The organism is Amycolatopsis sp. 3B14, assembly GCF_050958625.1.
In the GTDB taxonomy this organism is placed as follows: Bacteria; Actinomycetota; Actinomycetes; order Mycobacteriales; family Pseudonocardiaceae; genus Amycolatopsis_E; species Amycolatopsis_E thermoflava.
Genome location: NZ_JBHZEN010000070.1, coordinates 1 through 13612, shown reverse-complemented (window position 1 = coordinate 13612; position 13612 = coordinate 1). Strand labels below are relative to the sequence as shown.

Annotated in this window: 15 protein-coding genes and 1 pseudogene; 11 read left to right on the top strand and 5 right to left on the bottom strand. The window is 72.2% G+C overall.

The features are described 5' to 3' along the window. Positions 1-157: 157 nt before the first annotated feature. Positions 158-673, top strand: coding sequence for a flavin reductase family protein (locus ACCP09_RS34085; protein ID WP_433752881.1), 516 nt, complete (start codon positions 158-160; stop codon positions 671-673). After that, entirely contained in the window at positions 670-1263 is a 594-nt protein-coding gene (locus tag ACCP09_RS34080) for a 3,4-dihydroxy-2-butanone-4-phosphate synthase (RefSeq protein ID WP_433752879.1), read from the top strand. The genes ACCP09_RS34085 and ACCP09_RS34080 overlap by 4 nt, the downstream gene beginning before the upstream one ends. Positions 1264-1299: 36 nt before the next feature. Here the strand turns inward: ACCP09_RS34080 and ACCP09_RS34075 are convergent, their stop codons facing one another. The 3 genes from ACCP09_RS34075 to ACCP09_RS34065 form a co-directional block, all read right to left on the bottom strand. Continuing rightward, complete coding sequence (locus tag ACCP09_RS34075) at positions 1300-2970, bottom strand: enoyl-CoA hydratase-related protein (RefSeq protein ID WP_433752877.1); 1671 nt, start codon at positions 2968-2970, stop codon at positions 1300-1302. An 805-nt stretch (positions 2971-3775) separates the two neighbouring features. After that, positions 3776-4372: a hypothetical protein gene (locus ACCP09_RS34070; protein ID WP_433752876.1), complete on the bottom strand. Its 597-nt coding sequence runs from the start codon at positions 4370-4372 to the stop codon at positions 3776-3778. Between the two features lie 244 nt (positions 4373-4616). Beyond that, positions 4617-5477, bottom strand: a complete 861-nt coding sequence (locus ACCP09_RS34065; RefSeq protein ID WP_433752874.1) for an NAD(P)-dependent oxidoreductase — start codon at positions 5475-5477, stop codon at positions 4617-4619. 66 nt (positions 5478-5543) lie between these two features. On the opposite strand from ACCP09_RS34065, the gene ACCP09_RS34060 reads away from it, so the two are divergent. The 5 genes and pseudogenes from ACCP09_RS34060 to ACCP09_RS34040 all read left to right on the top strand — a co-directional run bounded on the left by ACCP09_RS34060 (position 5544) and on the right by ACCP09_RS34040 (position 8903). After that, positions 5544-5696 (top strand): hypothetical protein, encoded by a 153-nt coding sequence (locus ACCP09_RS34060; protein ID WP_433752872.1) that lies wholly within the window; start codon positions 5544-5546, stop codon positions 5694-5696. Between the two features lie 27 nt (positions 5697-5723). Next, positions 5724-5942: pseudogene (locus ACCP09_RS34055) on the top strand (SulP family inorganic anion transporter); the annotation flags it as partial. 170 nt (positions 5943-6112) lie between these two features. Further along, a complete protein-coding gene (locus ACCP09_RS34050; protein WP_433752870.1) occupies positions 6113-7243 on the top strand; it encodes a sensor histidine kinase in 1131 nt (376 codons plus the stop codon). Next, complete coding sequence (locus ACCP09_RS34045) at positions 7240-7890, top strand: response regulator (protein ID WP_027929501.1); 651 nt, start codon at positions 7240-7242, stop codon at positions 7888-7890. The genes ACCP09_RS34050 and ACCP09_RS34045 overlap by 4 nt, the downstream gene beginning before the upstream one ends. Before the next feature lie 110 nt (positions 7891-8000). Then, entirely contained in the window at positions 8001-8903 is a 903-nt protein-coding gene (locus ACCP09_RS34040; protein ID WP_433752867.1) for an alpha/beta fold hydrolase, read from the top strand. Here ACCP09_RS34040 and ACCP09_RS34035 read toward each other — a convergent pair. Continuing rightward, positions 8900-9670: an alpha/beta fold hydrolase gene (locus ACCP09_RS34035; protein ID WP_027929503.1), complete on the bottom strand. Its 771-nt coding sequence runs from the start codon at positions 9668-9670 to the stop codon at positions 8900-8902. The genes ACCP09_RS34040 and ACCP09_RS34035 overlap by 4 nt on opposite strands. A 78-nt stretch (positions 9671-9748) precedes the next feature. After that, complete coding sequence (locus ACCP09_RS34030; protein WP_433752865.1) at positions 9749-10222, bottom strand: hypothetical protein; 474 nt, start codon at positions 10220-10222, stop codon at positions 9749-9751. A gap of 332 nt (positions 10223-10554) precedes the next feature. On the opposite strand from ACCP09_RS34030, the gene ACCP09_RS34025 reads away from it, so the two are divergent. The 4 genes from ACCP09_RS34025 to ACCP09_RS34010 all read left to right on the top strand — a co-directional run bounded on the left by ACCP09_RS34025 (position 10555) and on the right by ACCP09_RS34010 (position 13581). Further along, positions 10555-11610 (top strand): lytic transglycosylase domain-containing protein, encoded by a 1056-nt coding sequence (locus ACCP09_RS34025; protein WP_433752863.1) that lies wholly within the window; start codon positions 10555-10557, stop codon positions 11608-11610. Positions 11611-11728: 118 nt separating this feature from the next. Beyond that, positions 11729-12859, top strand: coding sequence for a non-hydrolyzing UDP-N-acetylglucosamine 2-epimerase (wecB, locus tag ACCP09_RS34020; RefSeq protein WP_433752862.1), 1131 nt, complete (start codon positions 11729-11731; stop codon positions 12857-12859). A gap of 184 nt (positions 12860-13043) precedes the next feature. Continuing rightward, a complete protein-coding gene (locus ACCP09_RS34015; protein ID WP_433752860.1) occupies positions 13044-13241 on the top strand; it encodes a hypothetical protein in 198 nt (65 codons plus the stop codon). 127 nt (positions 13242-13368) lie between these two features. Beyond that, positions 13369-13581, top strand: coding sequence for a hypothetical protein (locus tag ACCP09_RS34010; RefSeq protein ID WP_020417108.1), 213 nt, complete (start codon positions 13369-13371; stop codon positions 13579-13581). Positions 13582-13612: the final 31 nt, after the last annotated feature.

The window sequence follows — 13612 nt, the reverse complement described above, 5'->3', positions numbered from 1 at the left end:
GCCGTGTCTCGGTCCGCGACCCGACCGATCCTTTCCAGGAAGGACGATCGTGTCTGTGACTTGCGTCCGTCAACCGCGGGTCCGGTGCCCGGACGTGGGTCACAGACAGGGCCGCGTCGTGCGGAGAGCATGCGGTGATCCGGCTCGAGGAGTTGACGTGAGAACACTCTTCCTTCCCCCGTTGTCCGTGGACCAGGCCGAGCGCAGGCGCGCGCTGCGGAACGCGTTCGCCCGGTTCCCGAGCGGCGTCACCGCACTGTGCGCGCTCGGGCGAGAGGGGCCCGTGGGCATGGCCGCCAGCTCGTTCACCTCGGTGTCGCTGGAACCCGCACTGGTGTCGGTCTGCGTCGGACACGGCTCCACCACGTGGCCGCGGCTGGCCGCCGCCGGACGGGTCGGCATCAGCGTGCTCGGTGGCGAGCACGCCGAGCTCAGCGCCGCCCTCGCCGCCCCTGGCGTCGACCGTTTCGCCGACGCCACCTGGGAGGCGTCGCCCGAGGGCGCGGTGTTCCTCGCCGGCGCCCCGCTGTGGCTGGACTGCCGGGTCCACCGGACCGTGCCCGCCGGGGATCACGACATCGTCCTGTTCGAGGTGCTGGGCGCGCGCACCGACGACAGGTTCGGCCCGCTGGTCTTCCACCTGAGCGCGGTGCGCGCGCTGGAGACGCGATGAGCACCGCCCTGCGCGCGATGGCGCTCGGCCGCCCGATCGTCGTGGTCACCGCCGGCGGTCCCGGACCGCGTGCCGAGCTGGTGCTCGCTGCCGAGCGTGCCACCGCCCACGCGGTGGCCTTCCTCGTTCGCCACGGCGCGGGCTTCCTCCGCGTGGCGCTCAGCGACGACGACGCCGACCGGCTCGACCTGCCCGTGATGTACCCGCCTGGCAGCCGGGGCGCGCTGGAACGCGACTGCGTCGCCGTGGACGCCGCGCACGGGACGACGACGGGTATCTCCGCGGCCGACCGGGCCCGCACGATCAGCCTGCTGGCCGCGCCCACGAGCACGCCCCGCGACTTCACTCGCCCGGGGCACGTCATCCCCGTGCGGGCTGCCGCGGACCCGACCGGCGGCACGCTCCCCGCGGCCCTCGCGCTGGCCTCGCGAGCCGGACTGCGCCCTGTCGTCGCGAGCTGCGCGCTCGTCAGCTCCAGTGACCCCGTCCTGCTCGCCGGTCCGCGGGAAGCCCGCGAGTTCGCCGCCCGCACCGGCCTGGCCGTCGTCCGCGCCGCGGACGTGCTGGCCACCGCGTCGCTGCGGACGTGACCAGCGGCTTCGCCTCGTATCCGGGAGGCCGGCGAGTCATCCGCCGCTGAGCAGCGCCGGGCGGCGGGCCGCCGGTGCGGGGGCCGCCGGGTGGAGGAAGGCGCGTCTGGCCGCGGCGAAGCCGTGCCGGTCCTCGAAGATGTCGTGGCTCATCTCCGCGAGTTCCCGCACCCGGTAGGTCTCCAGCGGCCGGCGCTGCTCGTCGGCCTCCCGGTCGGCGCGCTTGCGCTGCAGGAGCGCATCCGACCCGGCGGCCAGTTCGGCGGCGCGCTCCAGCACCGCGCCGGGAAAGCGTTGCCGGTCGGCCGGCAGGACCTCGTCGACCATGCCGAGCGCGGCCGCCTCGCCCGCGCTGACCGGCTCGCACCGGCTGGTCAGCAGCCGCGACTGCGCCTCGCCGACCCGGCGCGGCAGCACATACGTCCAGTACTCCGAGCCGTAGAGGCCCATCGTCTCGTAGTGCGGGTTGAGCACGATCCCGTCCCGGGCGAGGACGACGTCGGCGCCGAGCGCGAGCATCACGCCACCCGCGCCGGCGCCCCCGGCGAGCGCGGACACCACGACCTGCCCGGTGCAGGTGATGATCTCCCGGCACAGGTCGTTGATCGCGGTGATGTTGCGCCACGCCTCCGCCGCCGGGTTCGGGTGCGCCTCGATCAGGCCGAGGTGGATGCCGTTGGCGAACACCTCGCCGCCGGCCAGCACCAGGACCCGGGTGTCCTGGGCGGCGGCGTACCGCACGGCCGCGGTGAGCCGTCGGCACTGCGCGGTGGACATCGCGCCGTTGTAGAAGTCGAACCGCAGCAGGCCCACGTCGTCCAGCCGCCGGTAGGCGATCTCCCGCGGGCCTGGCGGCTGCTCGGCCGCCAACGGTTCCAGCACCTCGGGCACCCCCGCGAGGACGCGCCCGAGAACCGTGGCGGCGGGCAGTTTCACCGGCGGGCCGGGAGACAGGCGCCGGGCGTGCCCGACCCACACCGCGCCGTCGCCGGTGCGGACGAGCACCGCCCCGTGGCGCCGCGCCGCGATCGTCCCCGGTTCGCCGGGCGTGGCCGTGCCGGGGTGGGCGTCGAACACCGCGACCGGCACGCCGGCCAGCGTGGTGTGCACGCCGGGGCGGCCGTCCGCGGCGCGGATGCGGCGCAGGACGTGCCCGGTCTCGTCGTCCCAGGAGAAACCGCGGTCCGGCTGGCGCACGGGCGGCCGCGACCGCCCGGCCTGGTCGTGGTCCTGCGGCGCGAACCCCGGGTCGCCGGCCTTGGTCACCACCTCGGCGATCAGGTCCACGGCGGCGTCGGCGACCTCGGCGTTGTAGAGGGTGCTCTTGCGTGGCGGCTCGGCGGGCATGGGGAAGGACCGCGACCCCCAGACCGGGCCGGCGTCCAGGTCCGCGGTCGCCTGCAGGGCCGTGACGCCCCACTGGCGCTCCCCGTCCATGATCGCCCAGTCCAGCGACGACGGGCCCCGGTCGCCCGGGGGACCGGGGTGGATGATGATCGTGCGGTAGGCGCGCCACACCGCGTCGGGCACCCGCCGGCGCAGGAACGGGCAGACGATGAGGTCCGGCCCGGCGGCCGCGGCCGCGCCGGGGATGGTGTCCGGGTCGTGCACCACGTGCACGGTGACGTGGTGACCGCGGGCCCGGAGCGTGGTCCACGCTCGCTGGCTCAGGCCGTTGAAGGCCGAGCACAGAAGGAGAATTCGCACCGGGCCTCCGCTCGTCAATCGCCCGACGGTACCTGCCGGATCCGCGGCGCGGTACGGCCGACCGGGGAACACGCGTTGGGCTGACCGGCGCAATTCCTGCCGCCAAGATCGCCACCCCGCGTTACTGCATTAGGTGGTGATCTCCGGACGGTCGGGACCCTCGGGCGCAGCTGTCGGCGAACTCGCTGGCCACCGTCTTCGGCCTGGGCGTGCTGATCGCCCTTGCCCGGCGCGATCTCCGGTGCGCACGTCAACCCCGTCGTCACGCTGCCCAGATGTTCGCCCCGCGGTTGGCGGCACGCCGCCCGCGACCGGTTCGCCGCACATCCAGGGCTCGGCGAGATGTGGCCACCGCCGGGCTGATTCTGCTCATCCGCGCCGGGCGCGCGCACGTCGCCCAGCTCCCGGTAGCCCCGCTCAGGGTCGCCCGTGCTCGGTGCTCCCTCGGGGTCTTCGTCCGCTGGCGGATCGGGAAGGCCGCTCAGTGCGCGGCTTGTCCGGGCGGCGCGGATGATCGAGTCCGCCAGTTGCTGGTGTACGCGGTAGCCGAGCGCGACGCGGGCGGCTTGGGGTTCAAACGGGCGGCAGAGGGTCCGTTGGCGGCGGTGGATCATGCCGGGGAAGTTGAGGGAGCGGCGGCCGTGGATGCTTGCGCAGCCAGAAGCGCCGGCGCAACCGCCACAGCGGGTCGCTCCGGTCCCAGTCGGGCTCCGTGTCGTCCTCCGCCATGATCACTCCTCCTCGGCCTGCGCGCCGAAAGTGCGCGCGCGTGGTCTGGGCGAATGCCGCCCAGATGCCGGCTGGACTATTTCGCCGGATACGACCATTGCCAGCCTTCGCCCTTGAGCAGTGGGTTGTTCTGGATCAGCGTGCCGTTCGCCTCCGGCACGATCAGTGCGACTGTGCCGGTGAGCTGCTGGTTCAACTGGTACGGCACCGGCAGTGGTTGGCTGTGGGGTTCGGAAGATTTGCACAGCGAGGGCGAGGCCTGGATCGCCGTGCCGTTCTTGCCGGGTTCGGCGAACGACGTGTACCTGAACGCGTCGGGGATCTGCTCTGCGGCGTATTTGTCCGGGCCGCTGTCGGCCCGCACATGCAGCACGAGAACATGCCCGGTATCGCTTGACCCGTTGCGCCCGCTGCATGGCGGGTCGATCTCGATCTTCTCGATCGTCCACGTCGCGGGTTTGCTGCCGTCGACTTCGGCGCTCAGCTCGGCTGTGTCGCCGAGCTCCAGCGGAACGTAGCCGCTGGCGCCGGTCTGGCTGCTCGTGCCGGTCTGGTTGCTGGTGGGGGCCGTCAGCGTCGGCTGCTCGGGGAGGCTGCCGGAACGCTGCGGGGTCGTCGTTGAGCAGCCGGTCAGCAGGAGCGCGATCGCGGCGACCGGAAGGTAGCGGCGCATGGTGTTCCCCCTTGGGTGTGGCGGTCGAGGCGTCCACCTGTTCTATCGGATCTTTTCGCCGTTGTCTCCGAGATCAACCAACCCCATCGTGGTGTGTCCAGGGAATATCTTGGCGCGATTAGCGTATGACGTACTCCTACGGGTGCGATCCTTGACCGCTACTTCGGGGTCACCCGGGATCTGACGGGAGGGGGCTGACTCCGCGGGGACGACGGGGATCCGCCGCCCCCGGCCCGGATCCGTGCTAGCTCAACAGCTCGAACACGCTCGAGAAGCCCTGTCCACCGTGACCTTCGGCGATCCGGCGCGTCATCAGCTCCTTGGTCTCCCGCATGCGGACGGCTTCCACACCGGCCGACTCGCGGTGGCCGATCAGATCGTCCATCAGCGCGACCTGGACGTCGAGCGGGCCCAGGTCCGGCGGGTACTCGCGGTTCTCGACGGCCTTGGCGATCGAGGTCAGCAGCGGCTGGTAGGCGGTCAGCGAAGCGGCGAAGCGCTCGGCGAACCCGGTCACGTCGGCGCCTTCCGCCTGCACGAGCTTGAGGGTGTGCAGGAAGCCGAGGAGCAGTTCGTACCCCATGGCGACGTGGGCCAGGAACTCCACGGCCGCCGCGCCGGGTTCCTCGCCGTGGTAGGTGACTGCCCCCAGTTCGCGCAGCACCTCCTCGTGCTCGCCGAACGCGGTGCCGCTGAAGAGGAACCGGGCGTTCGGGGTGCCCACGTAGGGCGGGTCGCCCATGATCTTGCCGTCGACGTAGCGGGCGCCGTGCTCGTGCGCCCACCGGTCGTTCGCCCGGGCCTGGCCCGGCGAGCCGCTCGTGACGTTGACCAGCACCTTGCCCTGGACGGTGTCCGCAATGGACGACAGCACGCCGTCCACCGCCGCGCCGTCGAGCAGGCACACCACCACGAGCGGGCTCGCCGCGACGGCTTCCGCTGCCGTCGGGGCCGCGGTGGCTCCGGCCTCGACCAGAGGCACCGCCTTGCTCGCGGTGCGGTTCCAGATCGTCGTGCGGTACCCGCGCTCCAGGAACACCCTGGCGATCGCCGAGCCCATCTCGCCGAGGCCGAGCACGGTCACCGCATCGGTTTTCGTCGTCATGTCGTGACGATGCAATCTCCAGTAAGGTCGAGGTCAAGGGATCGTGGACCGGCTGTGATCATGTGGATGAAGCCGCTGGGTTCCCAGCTCGACGAGATGCGCGAGGTCCTGGCGATCATCGACCCCACGCCGGACGCGCCCCGCATCGAGGACCCCGCGGGCAGGCCGGCCGAGCTGACGCGGACCGCGGACGAGCGGAGGTGCGCCGCAAGCCGGTGATCGCCGAGGAGTTCGCGGCCACCTTGCACGATGGCCGTGGTCATCGCGATCGCCCCACCGGCCTGTGAGCACGGGCTGGGGCACCTGGTCGCGACGGTCATCCTGGGCGGGATCTTCCAGATCGTGCCCGGCTCGCTCGGGGTGGCCCGGCTGATGCGGTTCGTGCCGGGCAGCGTGATGGTCGGCTTCGTCAACGCGCTGGCCATCCTCATCTTCCTGGCGCAGGTGCCCGGGCGGATCGACGTGCGCGATGATCGGCCAGACGATGATCAACGTGCGGGCCGGGGGCGCGCACCCGGCCCGACATTCCTGGCCGGGGTGTTGCTGATGGTCCTGTGCCTTGCACGCCCGCCTGTACGGCGAACTCGCCGGCAGCCAGTGAACGACGTCATCCCGGGGGCCACTACTCTCCTCCCGTGATCGTCGTCCGACGCAGTGCGGATCGGTGGTGGCGCTTCGACGTCACGGTCCGCGACGCGCCGCTCGCGCTGGTGCTGCTCCTGCCGTCGCTGATCCCCGCGCTGCAGAACAACGGCACGCGGCTCGGCGACGTGCCGGACCGTCCGATGGACGCGCTGGGCCTCGCCGTGGTCGCCGTCGAATGCCTACCGCTGATCGTCCGCAGGCGCCTCCCGGCCGCCTGCCTCGCGCTGGTGTCGACGGGGTTCGCGCTCGACCAGCTGCACGGCTACCACACGGTCGCGGGCACCGCGCTGCCGATCGCGCTGATCAGCGCCGGGGCGCACCTGGACCGGTGGCGGTGGACGACCGCGATCGTGGCGTCGGCGGCCTACGTTCCGCTGGCCATCGCCCTCTCCGGTCCCGAGCCGGCCGAAGGCGTCGCCGGGTTCGTGTCGTTCTACCTGGCCCTGGTTCTGCTCTGGGGAATCGGCAGCAGGTTGCGCCAATCCCGCGCTGCCGAGGCGGAACGCCGTCTGCACGCTGCCGAAACCGCCCGCATCGCCGAGCGCACCCGCATCGCCCGGGAACTGCACGACGTCGTCACCCACCACGTGACGGCGATGGTCGTGCAGACCGAGGCGGCGCGTTACCTGACCGGTGATCGCCTCGACCAGGCGCTGTCCACCGTCACCGATTCCGGCCGCCGGGCCATCACCGACCTGCGGCAGCTGCTCGACGTGCTCGATCCCCAGCACGACACCGGGCAGGGGAGCGATGTGCGCGCGCTCGTGGAGCAGGCCCGGCAAGCCGGGCAGCCGGTGGAGTACACCGAGGAAGGCCGCCCGCCCACCGGCACCGCGGGGGCGACGGCATACCGGGTCGTGCAAGAGGCGTTGACCAACGCGCTCAAGTACGCCCACGGCAGCCGCACCAGTGTCCTTGTGCGGCACGGGAACCGGGAGATCACGGTCGAGGTCGCCACCGACAGCGCGGGCTCACCCACCGCGCCGGTCGGCGGCAGCGGACGGGGACTGGCCGGGCTCCGCGAACGGGTCGGCGGGCTCGGCGGCGAGTTCCGGACAGCGCGGCAGGAGGACGGCGGATTCGTGGTGCACGCCCGGATTCCCGCCGGCAGTGCGTCGTGACCCGCGTCCTGGTGTGCGACGACCAGGCGCTGATCCGCGCCGGGTTCACCACGATCATCGACGCCCAGCCCGATCTCGAGGTCGCCGGCGAATGCGGTGACGGCCGGACCGCGGTCGACCTCGCCGCGCGGCTGCGGCCGGACGTCGTGGTGATGGACGTGCGGATGCCGGTCCTCGACGGCATCGAGGCGACCCGTCTGCTGGCCGGCGCGGGGGTGGCCCAGCCGGTGAAGGTGCTCGTGGTGACCACGTTCAACCTCGACGAATACGTCTACGAGGCGCTGCGGGCCGGCGCCAGCGGGTTCCTCCTCAAGGACGCCCCGCCGGCACAGCTGCTGCACGGCATCCGCACCGTCGCCACCGGAGCCGCTTTGGTGGCCCCGGAGGTGACCCGCCGGCTCATCGGCCGGTTCGCCGCCCGGATCCGGCCGCCGCAGGACACCGACGGCGAAACCCCGCTGACCCCGCGCGAGCTGGAAGTCCTGCGCCTGATCGCCGACGGCCTGTCCAACAGCGAGATCGCCGCGACCCTGGTGCTCAGCCCCGAAACCGTCAAGACCTACGTCTCCCGGATCCTCACCAAGCTCGACCTGCGCGACCGCGTCCAGGCCGTCGTCTACGCCTACCGCCACGGCCTGGCCCGCTGAGCTGTCCCCCGTGCGAGCTACCCGCGAATGTCCACCCCGCGGGGATCTTTCGGACCGCGCCGCTCCTCTAGCGTGCGTGGCGCTGATCGAGAATCCCACTGGAGAACTGAATGTTCCGCAACATCAAGTCAACTGCAGTCGCCGCGCTGCTGTGCGCCGTGGCCGCGCCGGTGCTGGCCGCGTGCGACGAGGCCGCCGAGTCGTCGGAGGCCCCGGCGTCGTCGGAGGCCCCGGCGTCGGCGGCCGCCGGTCAGGAGCCGATCTCCGGCACCGCGAAGATCACCGTCGACGGCCGTTCGGTGAACGTGTCCTGTTCCGGTACCGAGATGGAAGACCGGCCGGTCGTCGTGCTGCTGGCCGGTCTCGGCGATGGTCTGGACAAGCTGGCCGCGTTCCAGCAGACGCTGAGCACCAAGGGGCGGGTCTGTTCCTACGACCGGCTCGGCGAGGGCGCGAGCGACCAGCCGGCCGGTCCGCAGACGTTCGACAGCGCCGGCCGGATTCTGACCGGGGTGCTGGACCGCGTTGCCGGTGACCAACCGGTGGTGCTGGCCGGGCATTCCCTGGGCGGGCTGATCGCCGCCCGTTACGCGCCCGCCCACCGCGACCGGGTCGCGGGTCTTGTGCTGATGGACGCCACGCCGTCGACCATCATCGGCGACACCACGGCGGCGATCCCGGAGTCGGCCACCGGCCCGGCGGCCGAGCTGCGCGCGCAGAGCCTCGCGGTCTACGGCGGGGAGAACCCGGAGATGCTGGCCATGCAGGACGGGGAGGTGGGCTACGCGGGGGACATCCCGGTGGAGGTGATCCGGCACGGGCAGCCGTACCTGGCCGCCGTGCCCGAGTACGGCGCCGCGCTGGAGCAGGCGTGGGCCGCGGGGCAGGACAAGTGGCTGAAACTGTCGAGCGACAGCAACCCGGTCACGGCGGCGAACAGCGGCCACTACATCTACGTCGACCAGCCCGACGTCGCTGTGCAGGCCATCGAGCGCGTCGCCGCTGACGCCTAGCTCGCCGTGGTGAGGAAGTCTTCGACGAGGGTGCTGGCGTGGGGGCGGCATTCCTCGAAGTAGGCGTGGCGTGCTGCGGGGAAGAGGTGCAGGCGGGCGCGGGGGATGCGCTGGGCGAGCAGGGTGGCGTTGACGGCCGGGGTGAGCCGGTCGTCCTCGCCGTGCAGGACGAGTGTGGGGGCGGTGATCCGGGGCAGGGCGTCCCAGGCGTCGTGCTGGTCGCTGGCCCGCAGGTGGTGTTTGCGGGCGTGCGGGGGCATCGACGGGTCGCCGAGCGTGCGGTACGGGCCGGGGTGGGTCGCCCGCCACCCCGGCGTGTACATCAGGTCGGCCAGCGTCTCGCGGGCGTCCGGCCGCAGCAGGGCGCGGCGCACCTCCGCCGACCGCTCGACGGCATGGCGCCCTCCCGGTGAGGTGCAGCCCAGCACGAGCCGGCGCACCCGGTGCGGGTGCCGGATCGCCAGCCACTGCGCCACCCGGCCGCCCATCGAGGTGCCGTACACGTCGGCCTGTTCGATGCCGAGCCCGTCCAGCACCGCGACCACATCGTCGGCGAACAGCGGGGTTGAGTAGGGCACGTCGGGCTTGCCGCTCGCGCCGGTGCCGCGGTAGTCCATCGTGATGGTGGTGCGGGCGAAGTCGCCGCGGGCGGAGTCCCACCAGGTGTGGTCGTTGGCCTGGCCGGCGAGCAGCACGAGGGGCGGCCCACTGCCCCGGCGCTGCACCGCGAGCGGAGTACCGTCCGGCGCGATCACCCGGTCGTCCATCGCCCTCCGTTCGCGCCGAGTAATGCCGCTGGTGGCCGCCTGGCCTCCGGAGAGGACTGTATCTCGCCGGACGTGTCGTCAGGGGCAGAACGTGATGAAGTAGATCGGGTCCCAGCGTGCGGGGTCCCGGCGTCCCGGCGGGAAGATGGAGTTGGTGCGGAAGTACTGGTCCTGCAATTCCGCCGTGTCGGTGCTGTGGTTGTGCGTGTCCCAGCGCCCGAGGAAGTTGGACAACCGCACGGTGGTGCACACGTAGATCGACGGGCTCATTTTGAAGACCTTGTAGAAACGCCCGCCGGAGGAATTCTGGATCGTGCAGAAAGCGAAAGCGCAGGAGTCGCCGCTGTGCACGTATTCCTTGGCGCGCCGAAGGCCGTCCGCGGTGTGGACGAAAGCGATCTCGCTGATCGTGACGTCGTCATCGGGTGAGAACGGCACCGCCGAGGGTTCCGCGGCGATGGCGGGCGCGGCCCCGGCAGTGGGCGTGACCGCGGTGGACAGAACCATGATCACCGAAACCGCGAACAACGCGGCCCGTCGAAGCAATCTCATCTTTCCCCCTTTTCGGACGAGATCGTGCCGAGGTCGAAGCCTATGACCGGCGGGTGATCGATGTGGCGCGAACCACACTTCGCCACACGAATGGAGCACAGGGGCAGCGCAGAGCCGAGCGCCTGGCTGCCCCAGCGCGGCGGAACCTGCGCGCCCGGCGGCCGGGGCACGAGCACCTGGACTCGGGCAGCTCACCCGATTGGAGGTGGTGCGCGTGATGCCGCGGCGAGTGGTCCGGTCCTCTCATCGAAAGCCGGAGCGGGACCGCCGCTGCCGGTGGATGCCACGGGGCACCGCGGCAAGCAGCGGACGTACGAGGGGCGAGCATCGGTATGAAACACGTGACCCGCGCCGCCGGCCTGCTGGGCGCCGGGCTGGCCCTGGTGGGTGTGACCGCCCTGCCGGTGGACGGCTCCGGCGCCGGGACGGCCGTGCCGCAGGCGCTGTCCCTGCGCGAACCGCCCCGCATCGACGACCTTGGGCGGCCGTATGAGGTGGCCGCCCAGCCGCCGCGCCTGCCCGCGCCGCCGACTTTGCCGCCGCCGACCTCGCTGCCGTCTCCCGGCCCGCGGGTCAGGGCGTCGCCGGTTTCGCTGGGCGTCGGGGTTCCGGCCGCCGCGCTGGCGGCTTACCACCGGGCCGCGGACGCGGTCGCCGGGTGCGGCCTCAGCTGGACAGTGCTCGCCGCGATCGGACGGGTGGAGTCCAACCACGGCCGCCACGGCGGCTCCCAGGTGTACGAGGACGGCTCGGTGGCGCCGCGGATCCGTGGTCTGGCACTGGACGGCACGGGCGGCACCGCGTCCATTCCGGACACCGACCGCGGCGCACTCGACGGGGACCCCGTCCTGGATCGCGCGGTCGGGCCGATGCAGTTCATCCCGTCGACGTGGCGCGCCTACGCCGCGGACGGCAACGGCGACCGCAGAGCCGATCCGGACAACATCTTCGACGCGGCGCTCGCGGCGGGACGGTACCTGTGCGCGGGCGGTGGGAACCTCGCCGATCCGGCGCAGCTGCGGGCGGCGGTGTTCCGCTACAACCACTCCGACGCCTACGTCGACCTCGTGCTCGCCCTCGCCGACGCCTATGCCCGCGGCGCGGTGGCGGCCATCGCGGTGCCGGCCGTCGCGCCCGCGCCGCCCCCGGTGACCACCCCGCCGCCTCCTCCGCAGGTGACCGAGGTTCCCGCGCCGAGCACGACGGCGCCGGCCACGAGCACGACGCCCAGCATGAGCACGACACCCAGCACGGGCACCAGCAGCCCGGCCACGTCCAGCTCCAGCACCACCAGCTCCACGCCGTCGCCATCCTCGTCGCGACCGTCGTCGAGCTCGGCTCCCAGCAAGACCAGGTCCAGCACGGCAACGACCACCACCACCGGATGAGGGGTGTTTCCTCCTCGCGGTGGGGGAGATCACCGGAAAAACCCGCTCCTGCCGTGAAGTTCGGGCCCCGCGAGAGGTCTTCCGGGTGACGAGACATCTTCCTGCGGAAGGAAACCCAGTGACCACAACGGACAGAGTCAGCGCGGAGACCGCGGCCCTCCCCGACGGCGGGGTGGCGGTGGTGCTCGGCACCCGGCCCGAAATCGTCAAGCTCGCCGGGATCATCCGGCGACTCGGTCCGAAGGCGCGGATCGTCCACACCGGACAGCACTACGACGAGGCCATGTCCGACGTGTTCTTCACCGAGCTCGGGTTGCCGCTGCCGGACGTCCGGTTCGCGGTCGGCGGAGCCACCAGGGCGGGGCAGATCGCCGCGGCGCTGGAGGCGCTCGATCTCTTGTTCGCCGACGTCACCCCGGCCGCCGTCGTCGTGCAGGGCGACACCAACGCGACCGTCGCCGGAGCGCTGGCCGGCAATGCCCGGTCGGTTCCCGTGGTCCACGTCGAAGCCGGGCTGCGCAGCTTCGACCGCACCATGCCCGAGGAACACAACCGGATCGTCACCGACCACGTGTCGGACCTGCTCTGCGCGGCCACCGACGACAACGTCGGCAACCTCGCCCGGGAGGGCATCACCGGCAGCTCGGTGATCCGCACCGGCAACACCGTCGTCGAAGCCGTCCTCTCGCAGCTGCCCCATCCCGCGCGACGCGAGCAGCTCCTGGCCGAGCGGGAGCTGGTCGCCGACCAGTACGTCCTCGCCACCATCCACCGGCCGGAGAACACCGACGACCCCGCCGCGCTGGCCACCATCCTGGCTGAGCTGAACCGGATCCCGTGCCGCGTCGTGCTGCCCCTGCACCCCCGTACTCTGCGGGCGGTCGAACAGCACGGGCTGGCGCACCACCTCGACGGGCTCGCCGTCACCGGACCGCTCGGCCCGTCGGAGTTCCTCGGACTGGCGGCCCACGCGGCGCTGCTGGTGTCCGACTCCGGTGGCCTGCAAGAGGAATGCACCGTTCTCAAGCGGCCCCTGATCGTCGTGCGCCGCTCCACCGAGCGGCCGGAAGCGATGCGTGATTTCGCGGTGCTCGTCTCGCCAGGACCGCTGATCAGCAAGACCGCGGCCAAGTGGCTCGACGATCTGCCCGGCCTGCACGCGCAGCTCGCCCGCGCGTCGTCCCCGTTCGGCGACGGCCGCGCCTCCGAACGCATCGTCGCCGAGATCGCCCGCCGGTTCGCCTCCTGAGCTGCTGGCACCTTGGCCCGACTGCCGGGGTCGGGCAGAACGGGTTCGCCAAACTGGGCACCGATTTCGACACGGCCCCGGGCACGAACACCACACCCGGCATGCCCGTCGGCGGCGCCCAGACCCTGGAGACCACCGTCGAGGTCCCGGCGGCGGACCTCGCCGCCGGTAACGTGAAGTACTCGTGCCGGCCGGTACCGACGCGGTGACCGTGACCAACACGGCGCAGGTGAGCGGGAACGAAACGGATCCGGACACGGCCAACAACACCTCGGCCGCGATCGTGACGGTGAACGTCCCGATGATCGCCGGTGGTGTGGGCGCCGCGCTGGCATTGGGCGGGGCCGCGGTGTGGCTGGTCCGCCGACGCGTCGCGGCCTGACCTCCCGCACCGCAGCCCACGGGCGGCGCAAATTCACCATGGCCGCCCGTTCCCAGAACTCGCGACATGTTCGCGCGGCTCGCCCGGTCTTCAGGGCGGAGTCGCGAGACGGAAAGGACGGATCGAGATGTACGCAGGTGGAATCGGTCCCCACACCGGCGGCACGGCCGGCGGGATGGGGGCCCTGGCGGCCACCGGGTCGCCGGTGCTCGGGTTGCTCGTCGGGCTGGGGGCGGTGCTGCTGTTCGCCGGGATGACCCTCGTGCGGAAGAACGTGGTGGCCCGCAACCTCGCCGCGCTCGGTGGCACCGCGCCCCGGCCGTTCGGCGGAGCAGTCTGACGGGCGCGGTTCCGCGTTCATCCCGGTGCGG

Bases quoted from the DNA above. Each gene is read 5' to 3' on its own strand.
- ACCP09_RS34080 (WP_433752879.1), top strand. From the start codon at position 670: ATGAGCACCGCCCTGCGCGCGATGGCGCTCGGCCGCCCGATCGTCGTG.
- ACCP09_RS34070 (WP_433752876.1), bottom strand. From the start codon at position 4,372: ATGCGCCGCTACCTTCCGGTCGCCGCGATCGCGCTCCTGCTGACCGGC.
- ACCP09_RS34065 (WP_433752874.1), bottom strand. From the start codon at position 5,477: ATGACGACGAAAACCGATGCGGTGACCGTGCTCGGCCTCGGCGAGATG.
- ACCP09_RS34060 (WP_433752872.1), top strand. From the start codon at position 5,544: ATGAAGCCGCTGGGTTCCCAGCTCGACGAGATGCGCGAGGTCCTGGCG.
- ACCP09_RS34040 (WP_433752867.1), top strand. From the start codon at position 8,001: ATGTTCCGCAACATCAAGTCAACTGCAGTCGCCGCGCTGCTGTGCGCC.
- ACCP09_RS34035 (WP_027929503.1), bottom strand. From the start codon at position 9,670: ATGGACGACCGGGTGATCGCGCCGGACGGTACTCCGCTCGCGGTGCAG.
- ACCP09_RS34030 (WP_433752865.1), bottom strand. From the start codon at position 10,222: ATGAGATTGCTTCGACGGGCCGCGTTGTTCGCGGTTTCGGTGATCATG.
- ACCP09_RS34025 (WP_433752863.1), top strand. From the start codon at position 10,555: ATGAAACACGTGACCCGCGCCGCCGGCCTGCTGGGCGCCGGGCTGGCC.
- ACCP09_RS34010 (WP_020417108.1), top strand. From the start codon at position 13,369: ATGTACGCAGGTGGAATCGGTCCCCACACCGGCGGCACGGCCGGCGGG.